This is a genomic window from Nocardioides sp. NBC_00368 (assembly GCF_036090055.1).
Lineage (GTDB): Bacteria > Actinomycetota > Actinomycetes > Propionibacteriales > Nocardioidaceae > Nocardioides.
Genome location: NZ_CP107970.1, coordinates 1,745,500 through 1,769,174, shown reverse-complemented (window position 1 = coordinate 1,769,174; position 23,675 = coordinate 1,745,500). Strand labels below are relative to the sequence as shown.

Here is a 23,675-nt window from a genome sequence, read left to right as displayed (position 1 = left end):
TCAGCCGCGCTGCCGGGTGACGACCGGCTCCGAGACCAGCCCGAAGGCCTGCAGCTGGCCGAGGAGCTCGCGGTGGCCGAACGCCTGGCAGCCCGAGGCGAAGCCCACCCGGCGGGGCGGCTGCTGCAGCAGCGAGTAGGCGACGTACGCCTGCAGCAGCCCGGTCTGCTTGTAGTTCTGGTTGCCGTGGATGACGCAGTGCGCGCGGCCGAGCGGACCGGAGGCGTGCACCGAGTCGAGCGACTTGTTGAGCCGCGGGTTCTCGCGCGGCGGCATCTGGTTCATCACCTGGGCCGCGGTGGCGGTCAGCGCCTCGTCGCGCTGCTCGGGGTCCATGTCCTTGGTCGCCTCCAGCGCGCCCGCGACGATCTGCGGCACCCCGTTCATCAGGGCGGCGTTGAAGACTCCGCCCTGCGCCTTGCAGCTGGCCACCTTCGGGTCGCGCCGGTACCAGACCGGGTGCGAGGTGCCTCCCCACGGCAGCGAGAGCGCGAGCTCGTGCTGACCTGGCACCACGAGCGGGACCAGCCCTGCGGTCGGGTCGAACTCGACGTACGCGTTCTGCTCCAGGTAGTGCGCCTTCGAGGTGGCCGCGTTGACCAGGATCGTGCGGGTCGAGGCGATGGTGGGGGAGCCGCCCCAGAAGACCGCGATGTCGAGGGTGTCGAGGCCGGGCTGCTCGAGGCAGATCTCGGCGGCGATCTCGCCGGTGGTGTACATCTGCGCGATCCCCGGCGCGAGCAGCAGCCCCTTCTCCGCGTAGTCGGCGCCGTACTTCTCGTCGCAGGTGATCAGCCAGTCCTGCTCGCCGGTGGTGTCGGTGTAGTGGACCCCGGCGGCCAGGGCGGCCTCGACGACCTCCGGCCCGTACTGGGAGAACGGGCCGACGGTGTTGAGGACGACGCGCGCGCCGGTGAGCAGCTCGGTGAGCGCCTCGACGGTGTGCTCGACCTCGGCGATCTCGTAGTCGGCGGTCTCGATGCCTGGGACATGGGAGGTCATCGAGTCGACCAGCTTGTCCTTGGAGCGGCCGGCGGCCACGAACGGCACCCCGAGCTCGCGCAGGTATTCACAGACCAGCCGGCCGGTGTAGCCGGAGGCGCCGTAGACGACGACGGGCTTGTTGTCACTCATGGTCACATCCCCATTCCACCGTCGACCGGAAGGCCGACTCCGTTGATGAACTTCGCCTGGTCCGAGGCGAGGAAGACGACCGCGTCGGCCATGTCCTCGACCGTGCCGAGGCGTCCCGACGGGGTCAGCTCGACGACGCCGCCGACGGCTGCCTCCGGAGACTCGAAGAGACCGAGCTGGGCGACGTCGTTGGCCAGCCCGGCACCCATCTCGGTCGGAACCAGTCCGGGGTAGATGCAGTTGACGCGTACGCCGTAGCCGAGCTTGCCGCTCTCCATCGCCGCCACGCGGGTCAGCCGGTCGACGGCGCTCTTGGTGGCCGAGTAGACCGAGATGCCGGGGAAGGCGATGGTCGCCGCGACCGAGGCGACGTTGACGATCACGCCGCCGTTGCCGGCGACGCCGCCGGGCCGCATCGTCCGCAGCCCGTGCTTGAGGCCGAGGGCGGTGCCGAGCACGTTGACCTCGAGCATCTTCTTGATGTCGGCGGGGTCGAGCTCGGTGACGAGGCTGGTGATCTCCACCCCGGCGTTGTTGACCAGGATGTCGAGCCCACCGAGGCCGTCGACGGCCGCGGCCGCGCCCGCCTCCCAGGAGGCGTCGTCGGTGACGTCGAGGTGCACGAAGGTGCCGTCGATCGACTCGGCCACCTTCGCGCCCTGGTCGTCCTTCACGTCAGCGACGGCCACCTTGGCACCGGCCGCTGCGAGAGCTCGGGCCATTCCCTCGCCCAGGCCTTGGGCACCGCCGGTGACGAGTGCTGTGCGTCCACTCAGATCGGTCATCTGTGACTCCTTCGTCGCTGTGATGTCGCTGTGATCGGGCTCACAGACAATCGCGAATCTTGACGAGTGTCAAGATTTCTCTTGACGATTGACCAGAAAATGGTCCGGATGGCACCGGAAGGCGTGCGAGAGGGGGTATCGTTGCGGCCCATGACCCAGGTCGCCGCTCCGAAGGCGTCTCGCCGCACGCCCGCCGACAAGCACGACGAACGCCGCAAGGCGCTCGCCGAGTCCGCGCTGCGTACGTTGGGGGAGCTGGGCTACGCGCGGGCCAGCCTGCGCGAGATCGCCAACAACTCCGAGTTCAGCCACGGCGTCGTGCACTACTACTTCAACGACAAGCTCGAGCTGATCGTCTACTGCGTGCGCTACTACAAGGAGACCTGCGTCCACCGCTACGACGGCGTGGTGGCCGAGGCGACCTCACCTGACGACCTCGCCGAGCGGTTCGGCGACAAGCTCGTCGAGACGATCGTCGAGGAGGCCGCGATGCACCGGCTCTGGTACGACCTGCGCTCGCAGTCGATGTTCGAGGAGAGCCTGCGCGAGGCGGTCACCCAGATCGACCAGAGCCTGGAAGACATGATCGCGCGGATCGTGGACCGCTACGCCTCGCTCGCCGGCGCCGAGCCCGCGATCGCCGCGCCGGTGGCCTACGGGATGTTCGACGGCATCTTCCAGCAGGCGCTGCTGGGCCACCTCAACGGTCGCGACGGCGCCCTGGAGGACCTGCGGACCCAGGTCGTCGGGCTGATGCCGATGTTGCTCGCCCCCTCGAACGCCTAGGGCTCAGACCACCATCGCCACCACGGCCGCGGCGGCGAGGACCGTCGCGGTGACGCGTACCCTCCCGATCGGCTCGCGCAGGACAAGCGCCGCGGAGAGCGCGACCCAGATCAGGCTCGAGCTGCGCACCGCCGCCACCAGCGAGACCGGGGCGTGCAGGGTGGCGTAGAGGCTGAGGACGTACGAGGTGGGGATCAGCACTGCCAGCACGGCCACGGTCCGCGCGTGGATCCGGAGCTGGCGCAGCCCCTCGGCGTACTTGCCCCGCACGATCACGCTCCACAGCGCCACCTGGATCACCGTGCCGACCGCGTAGTAGGCGATCGGGTCGAGGCCGCGCTCGACGACCGCCCACCCGTCGTAGGTCGTGTAGCCGGCGATCGAGACCGCGATCCACGCCGACCACAGCAGCGGTTTCGCCTGCAGTGAGCCCCGGGTGCGGACGGTCTCGAAGAGCAGCGCCCCGACCGCCGCCGCCATTAGGAGTACGCCACCCCATTGCGCCCAGCTCAGCCACTGCCCGAGCACGACCATGCCGGTGAGCGCCACGACCACGGGTGCGAGACCGCGGGAGAGCGGGTAGATCTGGCTGACGTCGAAGTCCTGGTAGGCGACCTGGACCAGACCCATGGTCAGTGCGTGCATGGCGGTGCTGCCGAGCGAGAGCAGGAGGAGCTCGCCCGTGACCGCGATGCCGTGGCCGCGCACGATCATCACCACCGCAGTGACCGTGACGACCAGGCAGCACTCCACGATCGCCACCGCCCACAGCGCCTGTCGGCCGGCGGGGGCGATGGTCTTCGACGCCGTGTTCCAGGCGGCGTGGGCGACCGCCGAGCCCAGGGCGAGGGTGACTCCGAGCAGCAGCATCCGGGTGAGCCTACGGTGTCCCTTCGTGCATCGTGCCCGGCCTCCTCCTAGGCTGGGCCGACCAGTCCCACAACAGCTAGGAAAACCCCTGATGGACCCCGTCGACCTGGCCCTGATGCTGCTCCGCCTCGCCGTGGGCGGAACGATGATCGCCCACGGCGTCAACCACTGGCGCGGGGGCGGCAAGATCGCCGGCACCGCCGGCTGGTTCGAGAGTCTCGGACTGCGTCACGGCAGGCTCCAGGCCTGGGCCAGCGTGGTGACCGAGATCGGTGCCGGTGTCCTGCTGATCCTGGGTCTGATCACCCCGCTCGCCGCGGCCGGCGTGGTCGGGGTCATGCTCGTCGCCGCCCTGCTCGCGCACCGGCCCAACGGGTTCTTCGTCTTCAAGGAGGGCTGGGAGTACGTCATGATCCTGGCCGTCGTCGCGGTCGTGCTCGGCGTCACCGGCCCCGGGACGATCTCGCTCGACTCCGCTCTCGGCATCGTCTACGACGGCTGGATCGGCGGCGCGGTGGCGCTCGGCGGCGGTGTGCTCGGCACCGCCCTCCTCCTCGCCGCCTTCTGGCGGCCGAAGCGTCAGGACGCGCGGGCCGAGGACGCCGAGCCGGCCGGCGACACGGACGCCTAACGACGCGAGCGCATCCCCAACCGCGCGGACTCACCGGTGGCGGCGCGCTCCAGCTCGGCGATGAGCGTGCGGGCGTCGTAGCGGCCCTCGTGGCGGTGCGACCCGACGAAGAACGTCGGGGTGCCGCGGGCGCCGCTGTCGTTGGCCGAGGCCATGTCCTCGCGGACGTGCTCGGCCAGCGCCGGATCCTCCAGGTCGCGGAGGAACTGCTCCACGTCGAGCCCGAGGACACCGGCGTAGCCGGCCAGATCCTTGTGCTCGAGCTCGTTCTGATGGTCGAAGAGGTGCTTGTGCATCTCCCAGAACCGGCCCTGCCGTGCGGCGGCCTCGGCGGCGACCGCGGCCAGCTCGGCGTGCGGGTGCTGCGGGAGCGGGAGGTGGCGTACGACGTAGCGGATCCGGGGCCCGAAGTAGTCGCGGACCTCGTTGGCGGTGCCGGTGGCGCGGGCGCAGAAGGGGCACTCGTAGTCGAGGTACTCGAGCAGGGTCACCTCGGCGTCCACGTCGCCGTAGATGTGGTCGCGCTCCGGGTCGACCGGGGTCGCGAGCACCTTGGGCAGCGCCGCGTCGCGCTGGCCGAGGAAGCGCGCGGAGAGCTGGAAGATCAGCCAGCCGAGGGCGGAGGCGAGGACGACGGAGAGGAGCACGCCGACGACCGCGTCGCGCTGCAGCGTCTCGGAGTCGAAGGCGAGGGTGGTGATCAGCAGCGCGACGGTGAAGCCGATGCCCGAGAGTGCCGCGCCGCCGAGGACGTGGCCGCCGCCGACGCCCTGGGGCAGCCTGCCGAGGCGCAGCCGGGTGGCCACGAGCGCTCCGCCACCGATGCCGAGGGTCTTGCCGAGGACCAGGCCAGCGACGACACCCCAGGTCACGGGCGAGCTCAGTGCCTCCCCGAGCACGCCGTCGCGAAGGTCGACGCCGGCGTTGGCGAAGGCGAAGACCGGCACGATGAGATAGCTCGTCGGCACGTGCAGCGACTCCTGGAGCCGCTCGTTGACCGAGATCGTGCGGGTCAGCTCGTCGCGGGTCTCGCGCTGCAGCGTGGGCAGCGGCGACTGCCGGAAAGCCCGGAACCGAGAGGTCGCAACCTCCATCTGGGCCCGGGTCGGCTCGGCGGCCGGCACCAGGAGCCCGGCCAGCATCCCCGCGATCGAGGCGTGCAGGCCGGCCCCGAGGGTGGCCACCCAGGCGATCAGCACGAGCAGTACGTAGGGCCCGGCCCGCCACACCTTGACCCGGTCGAGCACGAAGATGCCGACCAGCGCGAGCCCGGCGACGACCAGCGGTCCGACCTCGAGGTGGTCGGTGTAGGCCACCCCGATGACGCTCACCGCCACGATGTCGTCGATGACGGTCAGCGTGAGCAGGAAGATGCGCAGCTGCGTCGACACCGCCGGCCCGACCAGCGCGAGCATGCCGAGCAGGAACGCGGTGTCGGTGCCGATCACGACGCCCCAGCCGCGTGCGGCCTCGCCGGAGGGGTTGAGCAGCAGGTAGATCAGCGCGGGCAGGGCCAGTCCGCCCGCCCCGGCGATCAGCGGCACCACCATGCGGCGGCGGTCGGTGAGCTCGCCGACGGCGAGCTCGCGGCGTACCTCCAGGCCGACGACGAAGAAGAAGACCACCATCAGGCCGTCGTTGACCCAGTGGTGCAGGTCCATCGAGAGCCCGACGTCGCCGAACCGCACCGAGACGACCGTCTCCCACAGGTGCTCGTAGCCGTGCGACCACGGTGAGTTGGCCCAGGCCAGCGCGAGCAGCGAGGCGATCACCAACAGCGTGGCGCTCGTCGACTCCAGATGCATGAAGTGCCGCAGCGTGGTGCCGAGCTGTCCGGTCAGGTCGTCGTCACGCCGGCACTTGGTCTGCTGTTTCCCCACGGAACAAGGGTAGGCGGCTCGCGGGTCCCCGGGGTCACCTGGCCGAGTCTCGGGCGCGGTCCGGCGGAGCACGGAGGATCCAAGCTCTGACGAGTCGAGCGGGTCAGGCGAAGATCATGTGGCGGTCGCCACAGGCGTTACACGGATATCCAACAGATGCGTGACCTGTCACCCACATCGTCGTTAGCACCTGTGACGGCGGGTAACAGCCGGATGACAGCGCAGACGCAAGTGGCGCGACCCGGTGCTCAGTCGTACATGGGGGCTTCCGGTGTACGTGTCCGGGTGTTGACGGGCACAAACACACACATCGTGGACATAGCCCGATCGAACTATGTCCAATAGGCCCTATGGCTCATATTTTGTAGAGGATAAAGTCCTTTCAAGTCTTCCTTGAAAGTCCGGACGGGAGTTAGATGGGCAACATGACAACTAGGCGTTCTCGGCCCGGCCGCCCTAGGCATGTTCCCGACTCAGGTACGACCTCACCGCGAGACCAGATCCTGGATGCCGCATCGCGGCTGTTCGTCTCCCAGGGTTTCGCGGCGACGTCTACTCGCGAGATCGCCGACATGGTCGGCATCCGCCAGGCATCGCTCTATTACCACTTCGCGGGGAAGGACGAGATCCTCGGCGAGCTGCTCCGCCGGTCGGTCCGTCCGACCACGGACAAGGTGGAGAAGATCCTCAACCGCGTGCCACCGCTCGACTTCGAGACCGCGCTCTACCTGCTGGTCCTCGTCGACGTACGCACCCTCGCAGACGTGCCGCACAACGTCGGCATGCTCTACCAGCTGCCCGACGTGGCCAAGTGCGAGGTCTACGACGAGTTCCGCAACGAGCACGCCGAGCTGGCCGCCCACTACGCGGACCTGGCCAGCGAGGTCGCCTCGAAGACGGTGCGCTCGACGGTCAGCCGCAAGCAGCTGGGTGACCTGCTCATCCAGCAGGTCGAGGGCGTGATCAACATGCGCACCGAGGACCCGGACCGCAAGATCCCGTGCCGCGAGGCGTGGGCCATCGCCGCGACCTGCCTGCGGATCTGCGACGTGCCGCAGGAGAAGATCGACGCGGCCGCACCGATCGCCATCGACCTGCTCCCGCAGTTCATCGACGAGAAGGTTGCCGAGCCGGTCTGAGGCGCCGAAACCCGGTGGACTCAGGTCCACGGGTGGGTTTCGATGTGGGTATGGCCCTCTTCGTCTCGCACACGACCATCGACTGCCACGACGCGTACACGCTCTCGGAGTGGTGGAAGAAGCTGCTCGGCTACGTCGACGTGGACGGCGACCCGAACCTCCCCGGTCACGAGGAGTGCATGATCCTCGACCCGGAGACCGGCCACCGGCTGCTGTTCATCGAGGTGCCCGACGAGGAGCTGCCCGCCAAGCGGATCCACCTCGACCTGCGCCCGCGCACCGGCACGCGTGACGAGGAGGTGGAGCGCGTGCTGGGCCTGGGAGCGACGTTGGTCGCCGACCACCGCGGGAAGTACGGCCCCGGGAGCGGCTGGGTGATCTTCGCCGATCCCGAGGGCAACCCGTTCTGCGTGCTGCGCTCCGAGGCCGAGGTGGCAGCCCAGGAGGCGCAGGCGTCAGGCTCCTAGCCGGAGCAGTTCGAACATGCTGGAGAATCCCTGATCGCCGTGGCCCTCGGCGATCCGGCGGTCCATCAGCGACTTCACCTCCCGCATCCGCACCGCCTCGACGCCGGTCGACTCCCGGTGCCCGATCAGGTCGTCCATCAGCGCGGCCTGCACGTCGAGGGAGCCGAGGTCGGGGCCGTACGTCCCGCTCTTGATCGCGCCCGCCATCAACCGCAGCAGACCGGCGTAGCCGTTCAGGGATCCCGCGACCCGTTCGGTGAACGCCTCCAGGTCCATGCCCTCGGCCTCGACCAGGCTGAGCGTGTGCAGGAATCCGATCAGGAACTCGTAGCCGACCGCGACCTGCGCGTTGAACTCGACGGCGGCGAAGCCGGCGCCGGGCCCGTGGTAGGTCAGGGAGCCGAGCTCGGCGAGCGCCGGCTCCACGGCGTCGAACGTCTCCCGGTCACCGCTGAAGGCCAGTGAGATCCTGGACGTGCCGACGTCGGGCGGGTCGCCCATGACCTTCCCGTCGACGTACGCAGCCCCGTGCTCGACCGCCCAGGCCGCGTTGGCCCGCGCCTGTGCCGGTGAGCCGCTGGTCAGGCTGACCAGCGTGCGTCCCGCCGCGGCGGCGCCGACGGAGTCGAGGACGTCCTCGACCGCGATGTTGTCCAGCAGGCTGAGGACCGTCAGCGGGCTCGCCGCCACCGCCTTCGCCGCGGTGGAAGCGACCTTGGCGCCAGCCTCGGCGAGCGCCTCGGCCTTGTCCGCCGTCCGGTTCCAGACCGTGGTCCGATAGCCGCGCTCGAGATATGCCCGCGCGACCGCCGATCCCATGTTGCCCATCCCGATCACGGTGACGGCCGGTCGGTCGTTGATGTCCGTCATGATCTCAACTCCATCTCTCGTGGTGTGCTGCCATCCTGAAAGATGAAGTTGACTTGAGGTCAAGGGTGTTCGTTGGCCACGGCTCAGCCGGTCGCGACCGGGAGGTCGTGGTTGCTCCACTGGCTCCAGGAGCCCGGGAAGAGCGCGGCGTCGTAGCCGGCGATCGCCAGGGCGGCGACCTGGTGGGCGGCGGTGACGCCCGAGCCGCAATAGGCGGCCACGGGGGCACCGGCCTCGACCCCGAGGGCGTCGAAGCGGGCGCGGAGCTCCTTCGCGGGCAGGAAGCGACCGTCGGCGGCCAGGTTGTCGACGGTGGGCGCGGAGAGGGCGCCGGGGATGTGCCCGGCCTTCGGGTCGACCGGCTCGACCTCGCCGCGGTAGCGCTCTGCGGCGCGGGCGTCGAGCAGAACACCCTGGTACGCCTCGACGTGCTCGAACGGCAGCACGGGCAGGTGTCCGGCAGTGAGTGTCACCGTGCCGGGATCGGGCACCACGTCGGCGGTGGTCAGCGGGTGGCCCGCGGAGGTCCAGGCGCCGAGTGCGCCGTCGAGGAGACGTACGTCGGCAATGCCCGCCCAGCGCAGCAGCCACCAGGCGCGGGCGGCCGAGGTGTTGCCGACGGCGTCGTAGGCGACCACGCTGTCGCCCTCGGAGATGCCCCAGCGGCGAGCGGCCGCCTGCAGGTCGGCGAGCTCCGGCAGCGGGTGGCGTCCATCGGTGGGCTCGCCGTGCCGGGCCAGCTCGGTGTCAAGGTCGACGTAGACCGCGCCGGGGATGTGGCCCTCGAGGTAGGACTCGTGTCCGGGCGGGCCGCCGAGCTGCCAGCGTACGTCGAGGAGGACCGGGGGCCGGTCGGAGGCGAGCTCGGTGGCGAGCTCGTCGGCGCTGATGAGTACGTTCACAGGGCCGATTCTTTCAGGAATGCGGTCAGGTGCTCGCCCATCCGGCGGCTTCGGCGCCCAGATGTCGGCAGACGTGGACGATGGCCGGTGACGGACTGGTCCCGGTGACGAGCCAGAGGGTGTTGAGCGGACCGAGCCTGGGTTCGTGGAGACGTACGACAGTGCCGTCGGCGAGTGCTCCGTCGACCAGGTAGCGGGGCAGGACCGAGGCGCCGACCCCGGCGACGACGGCGCGGAGGATGCCGCGCAGGTCGGGGAGGACGAGCGCGGTGCGGTTGGTGGGGCGCTCGTCGAACTCGGTGAGCCAGTAGCGCCTGATGATCGGGAGGTCGGGGGAGTAGGCCGCCAGCGGGACCGCGGCGAGTGCGCGCACCGGGTCCTGCGCCAGCTCGGTGGGATCGATCCGCGCCGCGATCGCCGGGGCCGCGACCAGCAGGAACTCCTCATCGACAAGTGCGGTCGACCGCAGCCGCTCGTCGCCGGGGCGTACGGAGGAGACGACGAGGTCGAGACGTTCGCAGGCGAGGTCGTCGAGGAGATCCTGGGCGAGGCCGGTGGCCACCGACACGTCGAGCCCGTCGCGCACCAGAGGCGCCAGCGCGGGCACGATCCGGGCAGCCATCACGTCGGCCGCGCCGCCGATCCGGACGCTCGCGGGGCCGATCGGGGGCTCCGTGCCGACGGCGCTGCGGAGCTGGTCGACCAGCGGGGTGATCCGGGCGGCGAGAGCGTCGGCCCGCTCCGTCGGCACCAGTCCGGTCCGCGAGCGCTCGAAGAGGGTCTCGCCGAGCTCGTGTTCGAGCTTGCGGATCCGGGCGGTCACCGCCGGCTGGGAGAGGTCGAGCCGACGCGCCGCGGCGCTGATCGAGCGCTCCCGGTAGGCGTGCGCGAACGCTTCCCAGAGATCGAGCGAGGTCATAGAAATCATTATGACCTCCCGGCTGGCGTCGGGAGTGAGGCGGAGCAGAGTCGTCGTTAGGTCATCACCAAACCACAACTTGGAGGAACAACTCGTGACACGCGTACTGATGGTCGTCTCGGCGGCCGACACCCTCGTCCTCGCCGACGGCAGCGAGCACCCGACCGGCTACTGGGCCGAGGAGGTCGCCGCCTCCCACGAGACGCTCGCCGGAGCCGGCGTCGAGATCGACATCGCCACTCCGGGCGGCCAAAAGCCCACCGTCGACGCGCTCTCGCTCAGCGAGCAGGGCGGCGTCCAGCCCGAGGACGCCGAGCGCTTCCGTGCCTACCTCGCCACCCTCGAGGAGCAGCTGGCGAACCCGCTCTCGCTCGCCGACATCGACTCGTCGGCGTACGACGCCGTCTACATCCCCGGCGGCCACGCCCCGATGGCGGACCTGGTCGAGGACCCAGCGCTCGCCGCGATCCTGACCGCCACCGACTCCGCCGGCCGCCCGGTCGTGGCGCTGTGCCACGGCGTCGCCGGTCTCCTGGCCGCCACGGGGGAGGGCGGCTGGCTCTTCGGCGGGCGCCGGATGACAGGGTTCACCGACACCGAGGAGCAGCAGGGCGGCTACGGCGACAGCATCCCGTTCTCCGTGGAGCAGCGGATGCGCGCTGCCGGCGGCATCGTCGAGACCGGTGAGCCGTGGAGCGACACCGTCGTCGTCGACGGCACCCTGATCACCGGCCAGAACCCGCAGTCGAGCGTCTCGACCGCGAAGGCGCTCCTGGAGCGGCTCGGCTGATCACACCTTCACGACGACTGCGGCCCGGCGGCCGCGTGGCTCCTCGCCGCGCGGTCCCGGGCCGTAGTCGATGTCTCAGGAGGCGACCTCGCCGTCGGCGTCGAAGTCGGCCTCGATGATGGAGCGCTCGAGCTTGCTGAGCAGCCGGGCGAGCTCGTCGCGCTCCTCCCGGGTGAGGTGGTGGAGCAGGGCGTTCTCCGCACGCAGGTGGTCCTCGATGGCGCGATTGATCAGCTCGAGGCCCTTGTCGGTGAGCTGGGAGTAGACGACGCGCCGGTCCTCGGCGTCGCGCTGGCGGGTGATGAGCCCGGCCGCCTCCAGGCGGTCGAGCCGGAAGGTCACGCCCGCCGAGGAGAGCAGCGAGCCGCTCGCGAGATCGCGACCGGCCTTGCGGTAGGGCGCGCCCGCGCGGCGCAGTGCGGCCAGGACGTCGAACGAGGCGGAGTTGAGGTCGTGACGGCCGAAGACCTGGGTCAGGACCGACTGGTAGCGCAGGTAGATCCGGTGGACCCTCCCGAACAGCGCGATGGGAGAGGGGTCGAGGTCGGGGCGCTCGTGTGTCCACTGGGAGACGATCGCGTCGACCGCGTCATCGCCGCCCGAGGGCTGATTGACGCCGGATCCGGTGTGACTCATGGTCGCAGTGTACGAGTCGGCTCGGGCTCGGCGAGACAGGAAGTTAACACGAAGGGGGTTGACGGCGGATCGTGATCCACCGCACACTCTTAGGACTTAACGATTAAGCACTTAGCAATTATGCCTGTCGAGTGCTGTGAACCGAAAGTTCCCCTCACATGGTCAACATCACCCCGGTGCCGCCGGCTGTCACGGCGGAGCAGATCAGTGCCAGGCTCGAGCGACTTCCGCTCTCGCGCTGGCACGTCAAGACCCGCGTTCTGGTCGGCGTGGCCACCTTCTTCGACGGTTTCGACCAGCTGATGATCGCCTACGCGCTGCCGGTGCTCATCCCGTTCTTCGGACTCGATCCCGGCATGATCGCCTGGACAATCGCCATCGGCGGCATCGGGATGCTGCTCGGCGCGCTGGCCGGTGGCTGGTTGGCCGACAGGGTCGGCCGAGTCCCGGTCCTCATCGGGTCGCTGGTGCTGTACGCGGTCATGAGCCTGCTGATGGCAGGTACCTCCACGCTCTGGATCTTCCTGGTGCTCCGGTTCGTCCAGGGCTTCGGCCTCGGTGCGGAGGTCCCGGTCGCGGCGACGTACATCGGCGAGATCACCCGCGCCCACCGCCGCGGTCGCTTCGTGCTGCTCTACGAGCTGATCTTCCCCGCCGGCCTGGTGGCCTCGGCGCTGGTGGCGGCCTGGGTCGTTCCTGCCTTCGGGTGGCGCTGGCTGTTCGCGCTGGGCGCCATCCCGCTGATCTTGGTGCCGTTCATGCGTCGCGTCCCCGAGTCGCCCCGCTGGCTCGCCGCACGCGGTCGACTGGACGAGGCCGACCAGGCGACGCGCCGGATCGAGGCGGAGGTCGCCGCGCAGAAGGGGGAGCTGCCCGCCCCCGCGATCGGCGCGGCGCCGGCGGTCCGGCAGGGCCGGGCCCGTCTCTCGGAGCTGTTCCAGGGCGTCTACCTGCGGCGCACGCTGATGCTGGCGACGGCCTGGCTCACGGCGTACTTCGTCAACTATGGCATCGCTGCCTGGCTGCCCACCATCTACGGCCGGGTCTTCCATCTCGACGTCGACACCGCACTGCGCTACAGCGTCGCCACCAGCGTCGCCGGCATCCTCGGCTGCGTCGTCATCGCGTTGACCATCGACATCGTCGGGCGCCGAGTGGCGATCACGGTCGCGATGCTGGGTAGCGCGGCCACCCTGTTCGTGCTCGCCTCGACCGGAGCGACCAGTGCAGGCACCGTGCTGGTCTGGTCGGCGGCCTCGGCGATGTGCATCTTCGCGGTCAACCTCGCGCTCTACGTCTACACCGCAGAGCTCTACCCGACCCGGATGCGGGCGCTGGGCGTCAGTGTCGGCGGAGCATTCGGCCGGCTCGGCATCATCGTCGGCCCGCTGGTCGTCGGCGGCCTGATCGGCCGCGGGTTCTCGATCGCCGACGTGTTCGTCGTGATGGGTGCGGTCGCTGTCGTCGGCGCGCTCACCACGGTCGTGTTCGCGGTCGAGACGCGGGAGCGTACGTTGGAGGAGATCTCCCAGTGAGTGCTGTGGACCTGGCGGACGTGGTCGTCCCGGCCGACGAGATCCTGATCGCGGGGGAGTGGCGTCGCGGCGGCGGACCGGGGTCGAAGAGCATCGACCCCGCCGACGGCAGCGTGATCACGACGGTGCACCACGCCGCCGAGGCCGACGTCGACGAGGCGGTCACCCGCGGGGCCGAGGCTGCCGCGGTGTGGGCCAGGCGGCTCCCGCACGAGCGGGCGCGTCACCTGCACCGGATCGCCGACGGGATCGAGGACTCGGCCGAGCGTCTCGCCCGGCTGCAGACCCGGGATACCGGCAAGACGCTGACCGAGACCTCGGCGCTGGTCGCCAGTGCCGCCGGCACCTTCCGCTATGTGGCTGCCGCGCTGGAGACCTTCGACGAGGAGCTGACCGCACCACGGGGGAGCTCGCTCACGATGAGCGTCCACGAGCCGATCGGGGTCGTCGGAGCGATCACGCCCTGGAACTCGCCGATCGCCAGCGACGCCCAGAAGATCGCGCCCGCCCTCGCCGCCGGCAACGCCGTGCTGCTCAAGCCGGCCGAGTGGACGCCGTTGGTCTCGCTCGCCCTGGGTCACATCATCACCGAGTCCGGGCTGCCCTCCGGCCTCGTCTCCGTGCTGCCCGGTCGGGGTTCGGTCGTCGGTGACGCGATCGTGCGCCATCCCGGCGTCGGCAAGGTCTCCTTCACCGGAGGGACGACGACCGGCCGCCTCATCGCCCACGCCGCCGCCGACAAGCTGATGCCCGTCACGCTCGAACTCGGCGGCAAGTCGCCGACCATCGTCTTCGAGGACGCCGACATCGAGGCCGCGATCGCGGGGATCCTGTTCGGTATCTACTCCAGCTCCGGGCAGAGCTGCATCGCCGGCTCCCGGCTCTTCCTGCCCTCTGCTCGGGCCGAGGAGTTCCTCGAGCGCCTGGTCAAGGCGGTCGCGCGGCTGCGCGTCGGCCACGGGCTCGACCCCGCCACCCGGGTCGCACCACTGGTCCATCACCGGCACCGCGACAGCGTCGCCGGCCATGTCGAGCGCGCCCGCGCGCTCGGCGGGGAGGTGCTGGTCGGCGGTGCGGTGCCCGAGGGCGACGCGTACGCCGCCGGTGCCTACTACCTGCCGACGGTCATCGCCGGCCTGGACAACTCCTCTCCGACCTGCCAGGAGGAGATCTTCGGCCCGGTCCTCTCGGTGCTCACCTATGACGACGAGGACGACCTCGTCGCACGCGCCAACGATTCCGTGTACGGGCTGGCGTGCGGCCTGTGGACCCGTGACTACCGCACCGCGTGGCGGGTGGCCCGCCGGATCGACGCGGGCACGGTGTGGATCAACACCTACAAGCAGTTCAGCATCTCCACCCCGTTCAGCGGGATGAAGGAGAGCGGCCTCGGCACCGAGAAGGGCCGTCGCGGCATCGCGGAGTACACGCGCCAGAAGAGCCTCTACTGGGGGCTCGACGAGGCCCCGCACCCCTGGGTCGGCTGACCCAGCGCGTCACGACGAGGGCCTCGAGGTGATCTGGGCCACGGTTTCCTCTTGACACGAAAAAGCCTAAGCACTTAAATATTAATCACTAAGAGAAAGGAGTCGGGATGTCGATCGCAACACTGCACTCGCTGCGCAGCGTCCAGCTGCAGGTGCCGACCCTCACCGAGTCGACGGACTTCTACTCCGAGGTCTGGGGCCTCTCGGTCGTCGAGCAGGACCACGACGACACCTGGCTGCGCGGTACGGGGGAGAACCACCACGTCCTGCAGCTGACCCGCGCCGAGCGCAACGGTCTCGGTGCCATCTCGTTCGCGGTGCGTACGCCGGCCGAGGTCGACGAGGCCGCCCGCCGGCTCGCTCTGCGCGGCATCCCGATGCTCACCGAGCCGGGTGCCCTGGACCAGGCGGGCGGCGGCTACGGCATCCGCTTCGCCGACCCGGAGGGTCGGGTGATCGAGCTTGTCGCCGACGTCCACGCCGTGAAGCCGCTCGACCGGGACCGGCCGGTCCCGATCGGGGTGACGCACGTCGTGCTCAACACGGTCGACATCGACCGTGCGGTGGCGTTCTACACCGACGTCCTCGGGATGCGGGTCTCGGACTGGTCCGAGCACCAGATGGCGTTCCTGCGCTGCAACACCGACCACCACAGCATCGCCTTCAACCAGGCCGCCTGGACCTCCGTCAACCACGTCGCCTACGAGATGCCGAGCATGGACCACTTCATGCGGGGCATCGGCTCGCTCAAGCAGCAGGGCGTCACCCCGCTGTGGGGCCCCGGCCGCCACGGCCCGGGCAACAACACCTTCTCCTACTTCGCCGACCCGGCCGGGCTGGTGTGCGAGTACACCTCGGACGTCGCCCAGGTCGTCGAGGACCAGTGGCTGTGCAAGGTGTGGCGCCGGGTCCCCGAGCTCTCCGACCTGTGGGGAACGGCGGGCCCGCCGTCCAAGGACGTACGCCGCCACATGGCCGGCATCGAGGACACGGGCGTGTTCGCCGACCGTCCGGAGCTGGCCGCGTCCTACGCGCCGGCGAACGCCCGCGACCTGGTGGAGGTGGCCCGATGACGAAGATCAGCATCATCGGCGCCGGAGCCATCGGCCGGCCCGTGATCGAGGCGCTGGTGGGCGGAGCGGTCGAGGACGTCGAGGTCGTGGGAGTCGTCAACGACACCCCGGTCGGCGAGTGCCCGGTGCCGCAGATCAGGCTCGCCAAGGCGATCGAGAGCAGCGACGTGATCGTGGAGTGCGCCGGTCAGGTTGTGGTCTCCCGGCACGGCGCCGAAATCCTCGAGGCGGGCCGCGACCTGCTGATCACCTCGGCCGGAGCGCTGGCCGATCAGGAGCTGGTTGCTCGGCTCAGGGCCTCCGGTCCGGGGCGGATGTTCATCACCTCCGGTGCCATCGGGGGCATCGACCTGCTGGTCAGCGCCGCCAGCCACGGCGCCGTGCACAGCGCGTCGGTGACCACGACCAAGCTGCCTGCGACCCTGCTGCAGCCGTGGATGGACGACGAGACCCAGGAGCGGGTCCGTGCCACCACGGAGCCGACCACGATCTTCGAGGGATCGGCCGCCGAGGCGGCGCGCTACTTTCCGCGCTCGCTCAACGTCGCGGCCACCGTCGGGCTCGCCGTGGGCGACCTGGCGCTGGTCGAGGTGCGTCTCGTCGCCGACCCGGCCGCCGAGCTGACCAGCCATGTCATCGAGGCCGACGCGGACGCCGGCAGCTACCGCTTCGAGATCCGCAACCACCCCTCGGCCGCCAACCCGCGTACGAGTGGTGTCGTCTCGCGGGCCGTGGTCCGGTCCCTGTCCATGCTCGTCGGCCGCCCGGTCGGCGCGGTCAGCATCATCTGAGGCCGCGATGACGACCACCACGCTCCGTGCCACCGGGGTCCACGTCGAGGATGTCGGCACCGGCCCGACCATCCTGTGCCTGCACGGGATCGGGTCCAGCTCGGCCTCGTTCGCGCCCCAGGTCGCGGCGCTCGCCGGCGAGTTCCGGCTGCTGGCCTGGGACGCCCCGGGCTACGCCCGCTCCGCTGACCCCGAGAGCTCTCTCGACCTCGACGGGTTCGCCGACGCGGCGGCCGCCGTGATCGAGGAGCACGCAGCAGCCGGCCCGGTCCACGTCCTGGGTGTCTCCTGGGGCGGGGTCATCGCGGTCCGGCTCGCGTCCCGCCGGCCCGAGCTGGTCCGGAGCCTCGTGCTCGCCGACGCGAGCCGGGGCTCCGGCACCTCGGCGGAGAAGGCTGCGGCGATGCGTACGCGCGCCGCCGAGCTGGGCTCGGCGGGCAGCGCTGCCTTCGCCGGCGGCCGCGGGCCACGGCTCGTCAGCTCCGATGCTCCGGGCGAGCTGGTCGACCGGGTCGTCGCCACGATGCGCGACTCGATCAGGCTGCCCGGCTACGGCCTCGCCGCCGAGTCGATGGCCGCCACCGACCTGACGCCGGAGCTCGCCGCCATCGACACCCCGACGCTGGTGCTCTGCGGCGACCAGGACCAGGTCACCGGGATCACCGAGTCGCAGGCCCTCGCCGGCGGCATCCCCGACGCCGTCCTGGTGACGCTGCGCGGCGCCGGCCACCTGGCCAACCAGGAGTCGCCCGAGGCGTTCAACGCCTGGCTCTCCTCCTTCGTCGGGATCGTCGAACGCCTCTACGGCTGACCGTCCCGATCCCCGAGCCCAACCCGAGAACGAAACACAGCAAGAGAGGAACGACCCATGTCGATCACCCAGCAGCCGCTCACGTACGAGACGGCCGAGAGCCTGGAGGAGTTCACCGACTCCATCATCCTGACCCGCGCCTCGCGCCACGAGGACTGGGACACCCTGGGTTTCCAGGCGAAGGCGGGCGACCAGTTCAAGCGTGCCCAGATCCGCTACGTCGGCTCCGGTGCGACCGGCAACCACGAGAACGACAACCGCACGATCAAGTCCCAGGGCTTCACCTTCTCCAACATGCTGCTGCCCCCGGGTGGCGAGGGCCCCGAGCACACCCACCACGACGCCGAAGAGGCCTTCTTCGTCCTGGAGGGCGAGGTCGAGGTCGGCGTGCACCGCGACGGCCAGGTCGTCAAGCGCACCCTCGGCTACCGCGACATGATCGTGGTGCCGGCCGGCGTGCCGCGGAGCCTGAAGAACAACGGCGACACCGACGCGCTCTTCTGCGTGATCATCGGCGCCCAGAAGCCACAGGTCCCGACGTACCCGGAGACCTCCGCGATGCACGGCGTCACCCGGGACTGACCCATGAGTCTCGACGGTGCACCGGTTCTGGTCACGGGCGCGGGTCGCGGCCTCGGGCTGGCGATCTCCCGGCGCCTGGCCCGGGCCGGTGCCCGGGTCTGGCTCGCGGACATCCGCGAGGACTGGCTGGAGACGGCCGGAGCCACCCTCCGCGCGGAGGGCCACGACGTCTCGACCGTGCCGGTCGACGTCACCGACCACGCCTCGGTGCGGGCCATGGTGAAGGAGACCGGGCCTGTCTACGGTCTGGTCAACAACGCCGCCCGCGCCGACGGGGTCGGGGGCAAGCCGGTCCACGAGATCGACCCCGCCGAGTGGGACTCGTTGATGGCCGTCAACCTCCGCGGGCCGTGGCTGGTCAGCCGGGAGGTCGTCCCGGGGATGATCGAGGCCGGCCGCGGCCGGGTCCTCAACATCGGCTCGGACTCGGCGCTCTACGGCTCTGCCAACCTCGCCCACTACATCGCCTCCAAGGGTGGCCTCGCGGCGCTGACCCGGGCTATGGCGCGTGACCTCGGCCCGCACGGGATCACCGTCAACACCCTGGCCGCCGGCCTCACCACCACCGAGGCCGCACAGCAGATCCCCGAGCACCGCCACCAGCTCTACCGCGACAACCGGGCACTGACCCGGGACCAGGAGCCCGCCGACGTCGTCGGGGCCGCGGCCTTCCTGCTCGGCCCCGAGGCCGCCTACATCACCGGCCAGCAGCTCGTCGTCGACGGCGGCTTCGTCTTCCACTGACAGGACCAACAGATCATGGATCTCCATCTCGCCGATCGCACCGTGCTCGTCACGGGCGGCAGCTCCGGCGTCGGTCTCGCGACCGTCGCCACCCTCCTCGAGGAGGGTGCGAACGTCATCACCTGCGCACGCCGTCTCGACGTGCTCGAGAAGGCGCTCGCCGATCTCGGCGCGCCCGCCGACCGGGTGCTCGCGATGAGCTGTGACGTACGCGACGCCGACCAGGTCGCCGCGCTGGTCGAGGCCGGGGCCGCTCGGTTCGGCGGGATCGACGGGCTGGTCAACAACGCCGGCCAGTCCCGGATGCTCGGGCTCGACCGCGCGACCGTGGAGGACTTCCGCGACGAGCTCGACCTGAAGTTCGGCGGCGTCCTCAGCGTCACCGGCGCGGCGCTGCCGCACCTGCGGGCCTCCGACGCCGCCGCGATCGTCACGATCAACGCCGTGCTCGCCCGTCAGCCCGAACCGCGGCTGGTCACCACCTCTGCCGCCCGTGCCGGGCTGCTCAACCTGACCAAGTCGATGGCCACCGAGTACGCCCCGGACATCCGCGTCAACAGCGTCTGCCTCGGGCTGGTCGACACCGGCCAATGGCGCCGGCGATTCGAGGCGGACGAGCACGCGACCTCGTACGAGGGGTTCGAGCGTGACCTCGCCGCGGACCGCGGCATCCCGCTCGGTCGGTTCGGCCGGGCCGAGGAGGTCGCCGCGATGGTCGTGACCCTGCTGTCCCCGCGCGCCTCGTACGTCACCGGCGCGGCGCTCGACGTGTGTGGCGGCGTTGCCCGCTACGTGGCCTGAGGAGAACCGAGATGACTGATCTGACCACCGCCCCCACAATTCAAGCTCCGGATGTGGTGACGTACGCCGACGGCGGCGACCTGCTCGTCGCGGTGCTCCGAGAGGTGGACGTCGACACCGTCTTCGGCGTCATTTCGGTGCACAACCTGCCGCTCGTCGAAGCGGTCTCGCGCGAGCTGCGGTTCGTGCCGGTCCGCCACGAGGCGAGCGCGGTCAACGCCGCCGACGGCTACGCCCGGGCGACCGGCGGTCTAGGCTGCGCGCTGACCAGCACCGGAACCGGGGCGGGCAACGCGGCCGGCTCGCTGATCGAGTCGCTGAGCTCGGCCACCTCGGTGCTGCACGTGACCGGGCAGGTCGAGTCGGCCTACCTCGGCTCGGGGCGCGGCTTCATCCACGAGACCAAGGACCAGCTGGGGATGCTGCAGGCGGTCTCGCTGGACGCGGTGTCCGTGCCCTCGCTCGAGGAGTCGGCCGGCATCCTGAGAGCCGCCGTCGACCGGGCGCTCGGTGGGCGAGGCCGGGCCGGCGGCCCGGTGAGTGTCGAGTGGCCCATCGACCTGCAGTACCTGCCGCAGCGCGAGGTCGTCGAGATCGTCGAGGTGAGCGAGGAGACTGCCGTCTTTCCGAAGCCGGCCGGCCTGGACGCGTTGACCGAGCTGATCGTCGCTGCCGAGCGGCCGCTGATCTGGGCCGGCGGCGGGGTCGCCGACGCCGGCGCCGAGCTGACCGAGCTGGTCGAGACCTGGGGCGCCGGTCTGCTGACCTCCAACTCCGGGCGCGGCGCGGTCCCCGAGGACTACCCGCTCGTGGTCGGCAACTACGGCGCCACCCCAGGCGGCGGCAAGCTGTTGGCCGAGGCTGACCTGCTGCTCAGCATCGGCACCCACTTCCGGTCCAACGAGACCCGCGACTACGACCTCGTGCTTCCGCCGGTGCACGTCCAGGTCGATCTCGACCCGGCCGCGCTGGGACGGGTCTTCCCGATCGCGGCCGGTGTCGCTGGGGACGCCCGCGACGTGCTGCCCGCGATCACCGACGTCGTACGCGAGCGTGCCCGGGTCGCGGGGGAGTGGCGGGCTCGGGTGACCCGGGCACGGCAGGACGTACGTGCGACCCAGCGGGAGGGGCTCGGTGACCACGCCGTGCTCGCCGACGCGCTGCGTACCGCGCTGCCGCGGCGGTCCGTGCTCGCCCGCGACGTGACCATCGCGTCCTCGTCGTGGGGCAACCGGCTCTTCGAGATCTACGATCCTCGGGACAACGTCTTCCCACGCGGTGGTGGGATCGGCCAGGGACTCGGCATGGGACTCGGCGCCGCGATGGGCCGCCACGACGAACCGACCGTCGTCATCGCCGGCGACGGCGGCCTGGCCGTACATCTCGGTGAGCTGCTCACGCTCGCCCAGGAGCGCCCTTGGCTGGTGCTGCTGGTCTTCAACGACGGCGGCTACGGCGTGCTCCGCAACATGCAGGAGGCGCGCGGCGTCGACCGCGCCGGCGTCGACCTGACCACTCCCGACTTCGCCGGGCTCGCGAGCTCGCTCGGGCTGCCCTACCAGCGCATCGGGACGGCCGCCGAGGCCACGACCGAGCTCGAGCAGGCGGTGGCCCGGCGTGGCCCCGTGCTCGTCGAGGTCGACCTGGAGTCCTTCGGCCCGATGCCGCGGCCGTTCACACCGCCGGTCAAGGTTCCCGACCGGACCAAGAGGAGGTCGTCATGAGTGTCACCACCGACGAGCAGGAGCTGGAGCTCCTGGTCAAGCAGATGACCCTGGAGGCCGACGGCGTGCTGTCGCTGCGGCTCGTCCATCCCGGCGGCGACCCGCTGCCGGAGTGGAGCCCGGGCGCCCACGTCGACCTGACCCTGAAGGGGTCACTGGTGCGGCAGTACTCGCTGTGCGGTGACCCCGCAGACCGCGGCAGCTACCGGGTCGCGGTGCTGCGCGAGCACGCCGCCCTCGGCGGCTCGGAGTACGTCCATGAGGGGCTGCGCCCCGGGCATCGGCTGCGCGTGGTCGGTCCCCGCAACAACTTCGACTTCCTCCCCGCCAAGCGCTACGTGTTCGTCGCCGGCGGCATCGGGATCACCCCGCTGCTCGCGATGCTCACCGAGGCCGAGCGGCAGGGCACCGACTGGGAGCTCTGGTACGGCGGCCGTCGCGAGGACTCGATGGCGTTCCTCGACGAGCTGGCCACGTACGGCGACCGGGTGAAGGTCATCCCGGAGGAGACCCACGGACGGCTCGACCTCGCCACCGCGCTGCCGACCCCCGACCCCGGGACGCTGGTCTACTGCTGCGGACCCGAAGGGCTGCTGGCCGCCGTCGAGAAGCACGCCGCCGGCTGGCCCGAGGGGACCCTCCAGGTGGAGCGGTTCAAGGCCAAGCAGATCGATGTCGACCCCGACGGCGAGCAGCCGATCGCCGTCGACTGCCGGCGCTCCGGCCGGGTCGTGCAGGTGCCCGCCGACGTACCGGTCATCGACGCCCTCGAGGCTGCCGGGATCGCGGTCTCGAGCTCCTGCCGCGACGGGATCTGCGGCACCTGCGAGACCAAGGTGCTCGCCGGCACCCCCGACCACCGTGACTCCCTGCTCAGCGACACCGAGCAGGCGTCCGGCACCACCATGATGATCTGCGTCTCCCGGGCGCGGACCCCCGAGCTGGCGCTCGACATCTGACGCGCCGTACCGACTGCACACGAGGGAGAACACAGCAATGGGCTATCTAGCGCCGATCCAGGCGGCGGTCGCGGAGACGACCCCCTGGGAGACCAAGCTCGCCGGTGCCATCGAAGAGGTCTTCGGTGGCGGCCGGCACGACCTGCCGGGTCTCGTCGAGGGGCTCAACGAGCTCGGCATCCCGGCCCCCGGCGGTGGTCCGTGGACCCCCGAGGGATTCACCACAGCGATCGCCGAGCTCGCCGCGGCGGGGAAGCAGGAGGACTGAGCCATGGGACCGATGGTCAAACGACAGCTGAGCGCGGACCAGATTCTCGCAACCGGACTGCGCAACCAGTGGTACGCGATCTGCCCCTCCGACATGGTGCCGCAGGGCGGCGTCCATCGAGTGCGCCGGCTCGGGATCGACTGGGTGCTGTTCCGGGAGTCCGACGGCACCCTGCGGATGCTCGAGGACCGCTGCCCGCACCGGGGCGCGCCGCTCTCGCAGGGACAGCACCTCGGCAGCAAGATCGCCTGCGCCTACCACGGCGTCCAGGTCGACGGCACCGGCAAGGTCGTCTCCGTGCCCGGCCTGCCCGGCTGCAACCTGGAGGGCAAGACGCTCGTCCCTAGCCCGCCGCTGCAGGAGCTGGGCGGCGCGATCCTCGCCTATATCGGCGACGAGCAGCACCCCGACCCGGCCCCGGTCGCACTGCCGGACCCGCTGGTCGACGAGGAGATCTCCTCGTTCCTCTGCTACGCCGAGTGGGACACCCCGTGGCGCTACGCCATGGAGAACCTGCTCGACCCGATGCACGGCGCGTTCCTGCACCGCGAGTCGCACTCGATGTTCGGCGGTGACACCGAGGCGAGGTTCCGGATCCGCGAGACCGACCGTGGCTTCTTCTTCGAGAAGACCGACCAGCGTGGCGTGAACTTCGACTGGGTCGAGTTCTGCCGCACCGGCATCGACTGGGTCGACCTCTCCATCCCGTACCCGCCGACCGCAGGCCCCGGCGGCTCCTTCGGCATCGTCGGCATGGGCACCCCGATCGACGCGGGCACCACCGCGGTCTTCTTCTGGCGCTACCGGAAGGTCAGCGGCTGGGAGCGCGACGTGTGGCGCTTCCTCTACCGGACCAGGCTCGAGGCCCGGCACTGGCATGTGCTCGAGCAGGACCGGGTCATGCTCGAGGCGATGGCGGAGGACGCCGACCAGGCCGAGAATCTCTACCAGCACGACCTCGGTGTCGTCCGGCTGCGCCGGCTCTACAGGAAGCTCGCCGAGGAGCAGGCGGCCGCACTCGGGCCGTCGCCTTCACCGGAGCCGGTTCCGGCCGGGCGCGCCTGAGGCGAGCCCGGCCGGAAGGCCAGTGC

25 protein-coding genes are annotated in these 23,675 nt (G+C 70.6%); 17 read left to right on the top strand and 8 right to left on the bottom strand.

From position 1 onward, the window contains the following. Positions 1 to 1,134: a DUF5938 domain-containing protein gene (locus OG984_RS08460; protein ID WP_328531145.1), complete on the bottom strand. Its 1,134-nt coding sequence runs from the start codon at positions 1,132 to 1,134 to the stop codon at positions 1 to 3. Between the two features lie 2 nt (positions 1,135 to 1,136). After that, positions 1,137 to 1,919, bottom strand: a complete 783-nt coding sequence (locus OG984_RS08455) for an SDR family NAD(P)-dependent oxidoreductase (protein WP_328531144.1) — start codon at positions 1,917 to 1,919, stop codon at positions 1,137 to 1,139. Positions 1,920 to 2,069: 150 nt separating this feature from the next. Here OG984_RS08455 and OG984_RS08450 point away from each other — a divergent pair, with 150 nt between their 5' ends. After that, positions 2,070 to 2,705, top strand: a complete 636-nt coding sequence (locus OG984_RS08450; RefSeq protein WP_328531143.1) for a TetR/AcrR family transcriptional regulator — start codon at positions 2,070 to 2,072, stop codon at positions 2,703 to 2,705. A 3-nt stretch (positions 2,706 to 2,708) separates the two neighbouring features. On the opposite strand, the gene OG984_RS08445 is transcribed toward OG984_RS08450, so the two are convergent. Beyond that, entirely contained in the window at positions 2,709 to 3,575 is an 867-nt protein-coding gene (locus OG984_RS08445) for a hypothetical protein (RefSeq protein ID WP_328531142.1), read from the bottom strand. Positions 3,576 to 3,666: 91 nt separating this feature from the next. On the opposite strand from OG984_RS08445, the gene OG984_RS08440 reads away from it, so the two are divergent. Further along, on the top strand, positions 3,667 to 4,206 hold the full coding sequence (locus tag OG984_RS08440) for a DoxX family protein (protein WP_328531141.1): 540 nt from the start codon (positions 3,667 to 3,669) through the stop codon (positions 4,204 to 4,206). Here OG984_RS08440 and nhaA read toward each other — a convergent pair. Next, on the bottom strand, positions 4,203 to 6,086 hold the full coding sequence (gene nhaA, locus OG984_RS08435) for a Na+/H+ antiporter NhaA (RefSeq protein WP_328531140.1): 1,884 nt from the start codon (positions 6,084 to 6,086) through the stop codon (positions 4,203 to 4,205). The genes OG984_RS08440 and nhaA overlap by 4 nt on opposite strands. Positions 6,087 to 6,511: 425 nt before the next feature. Here nhaA and OG984_RS08430 point away from each other — a divergent pair, with 425 nt between their 5' ends. Together OG984_RS08430 and OG984_RS08425 are read left to right on the top strand one after the other, a co-directional pair. Then, complete coding sequence (locus OG984_RS08430) at positions 6,512 to 7,225, top strand: TetR/AcrR family transcriptional regulator (protein ID WP_328531139.1); 714 nt, start codon at positions 6,512 to 6,514, stop codon at positions 7,223 to 7,225. A gap of 50 nt (positions 7,226 to 7,275) precedes the next feature. Next, the gene (locus tag OG984_RS08425) at positions 7,276 to 7,692 is read left to right on the top strand and encodes a VOC family protein (RefSeq protein WP_328531138.1); all 417 of its coding nucleotides are present in this window, start codon (positions 7,276 to 7,278) and stop codon (positions 7,690 to 7,692) included. Here OG984_RS08425 and OG984_RS08420 read toward each other — a convergent pair. From OG984_RS08420 to OG984_RS08410, 3 genes are all read right to left on the bottom strand, one after another. Further along, entirely contained in the window at positions 7,681 to 8,562 is an 882-nt protein-coding gene (locus OG984_RS08420) for an NAD(P)-dependent oxidoreductase (protein ID WP_328531137.1), read from the bottom strand. The two genes, OG984_RS08425 and OG984_RS08420, sit on opposite strands and share 12 nt — an antisense overlap. A gap of 83 nt (positions 8,563 to 8,645) precedes the next feature. Next, positions 8,646 to 9,464 (bottom strand): sulfurtransferase, encoded by an 819-nt coding sequence (locus OG984_RS08415; RefSeq protein ID WP_328531136.1) that lies wholly within the window; start codon positions 9,462 to 9,464, stop codon positions 8,646 to 8,648. Between the two features lie 25 nt (positions 9,465 to 9,489). Further along, complete coding sequence (locus OG984_RS08410; RefSeq protein ID WP_328531135.1) at positions 9,490 to 10,383, bottom strand: LysR family transcriptional regulator; 894 nt, start codon at positions 10,381 to 10,383, stop codon at positions 9,490 to 9,492. A 94-nt stretch (positions 10,384 to 10,477) separates the two neighbouring features. On the opposite strand from OG984_RS08410, the gene OG984_RS08405 reads away from it, so the two are divergent. After that, positions 10,478 to 11,173: a type 1 glutamine amidotransferase domain-containing protein gene (locus OG984_RS08405; protein WP_328531134.1), complete on the top strand. Its 696-nt coding sequence runs from the start codon at positions 10,478 to 10,480 to the stop codon at positions 11,171 to 11,173. A gap of 75 nt (positions 11,174 to 11,248) precedes the next feature. Here OG984_RS08405 and OG984_RS08400 read toward each other — a convergent pair whose 3' ends face one another. After that, positions 11,249 to 11,809: a MarR family winged helix-turn-helix transcriptional regulator gene (locus tag OG984_RS08400; RefSeq protein ID WP_328531133.1), complete on the bottom strand. Its 561-nt coding sequence runs from the start codon at positions 11,807 to 11,809 to the stop codon at positions 11,249 to 11,251. A 158-nt stretch (positions 11,810 to 11,967) separates the two neighbouring features. Between OG984_RS08400 and OG984_RS08395 the strand changes: the two genes are divergently transcribed. From OG984_RS08395 to OG984_RS08340, 12 genes are all read left to right on the top strand, one after another. Next, complete coding sequence (locus tag OG984_RS08395; protein WP_328531132.1) at positions 11,968 to 13,344, top strand: MFS transporter; 1,377 nt, start codon at positions 11,968 to 11,970, stop codon at positions 13,342 to 13,344. Continuing rightward, positions 13,341 to 14,831, top strand: a complete 1,491-nt coding sequence (locus OG984_RS08390; protein WP_328531131.1) for an aldehyde dehydrogenase — start codon at positions 13,341 to 13,343, stop codon at positions 14,829 to 14,831. The genes OG984_RS08395 and OG984_RS08390 overlap by 4 nt, the downstream gene beginning before the upstream one ends. A 107-nt stretch (positions 14,832 to 14,938) precedes the next feature. After that, entirely contained in the window at positions 14,939 to 15,904 is a 966-nt protein-coding gene (locus tag OG984_RS08385) for a VOC family protein (RefSeq protein ID WP_328531130.1), read from the top strand. Then, entirely contained in the window at positions 15,901 to 16,695 is a 795-nt protein-coding gene (locus tag OG984_RS08380) for an aspartate dehydrogenase domain-containing protein (RefSeq protein ID WP_328531129.1), read from the top strand. The genes OG984_RS08385 and OG984_RS08380 overlap by 4 nt, the downstream gene beginning before the upstream one ends. 7 nt (positions 16,696 to 16,702) lie before the next feature. Further along, entirely contained in the window at positions 16,703 to 17,506 is an 804-nt protein-coding gene (locus OG984_RS08375; RefSeq protein WP_328531128.1) for an alpha/beta fold hydrolase, read from the top strand. Positions 17,507 to 17,563: 57 nt separating this feature from the next. Beyond that, complete coding sequence (locus tag OG984_RS08370; RefSeq protein WP_328531127.1) at positions 17,564 to 18,088, top strand: cupin domain-containing protein; 525 nt, start codon at positions 17,564 to 17,566, stop codon at positions 18,086 to 18,088. Positions 18,089 to 18,091: 3 nt separating this feature from the next. Further along, a complete protein-coding gene (locus OG984_RS08365) occupies positions 18,092 to 18,832 on the top strand; it encodes a 3-oxoacyl-ACP reductase family protein (protein ID WP_328531126.1) in 741 nt (246 codons plus the stop codon). Between the two features lie 15 nt (positions 18,833 to 18,847). Continuing rightward, on the top strand, positions 18,848 to 19,633 hold the full coding sequence (locus OG984_RS08360; protein WP_328531125.1) for an SDR family oxidoreductase: 786 nt from the start codon (positions 18,848 to 18,850) through the stop codon (positions 19,631 to 19,633). An 11-nt stretch (positions 19,634 to 19,644) separates the two neighbouring features. Continuing rightward, complete coding sequence (locus OG984_RS08355; RefSeq protein ID WP_328531124.1) at positions 19,645 to 21,357, top strand: thiamine pyrophosphate-binding protein; 1,713 nt, start codon at positions 19,645 to 19,647, stop codon at positions 21,355 to 21,357. After that, positions 21,354 to 22,316, top strand: coding sequence for a PDR/VanB family oxidoreductase (locus OG984_RS08350; RefSeq protein WP_328531123.1), 963 nt, complete (start codon positions 21,354 to 21,356; stop codon positions 22,314 to 22,316). Before OG984_RS08355 ends, OG984_RS08350 begins: the two co-directional genes overlap by 4 nt. 37 nt (positions 22,317 to 22,353) lie before the next feature. After that, the gene (locus tag OG984_RS08345; protein WP_328531122.1) at positions 22,354 to 22,584 is read left to right on the top strand and encodes a recombinase-like helix-turn-helix domain-containing protein; all 231 of its coding nucleotides are present in this window, start codon (positions 22,354 to 22,356) and stop codon (positions 22,582 to 22,584) included. Positions 22,585 to 22,587: 3 nt separating this feature from the next. After that, complete coding sequence (locus tag OG984_RS08340) at positions 22,588 to 23,649, top strand: aromatic ring-hydroxylating dioxygenase subunit alpha (RefSeq protein WP_328531121.1); 1,062 nt, start codon at positions 22,588 to 22,590, stop codon at positions 23,647 to 23,649. Positions 23,650 to 23,675 lie beyond the last annotated feature (26 nt).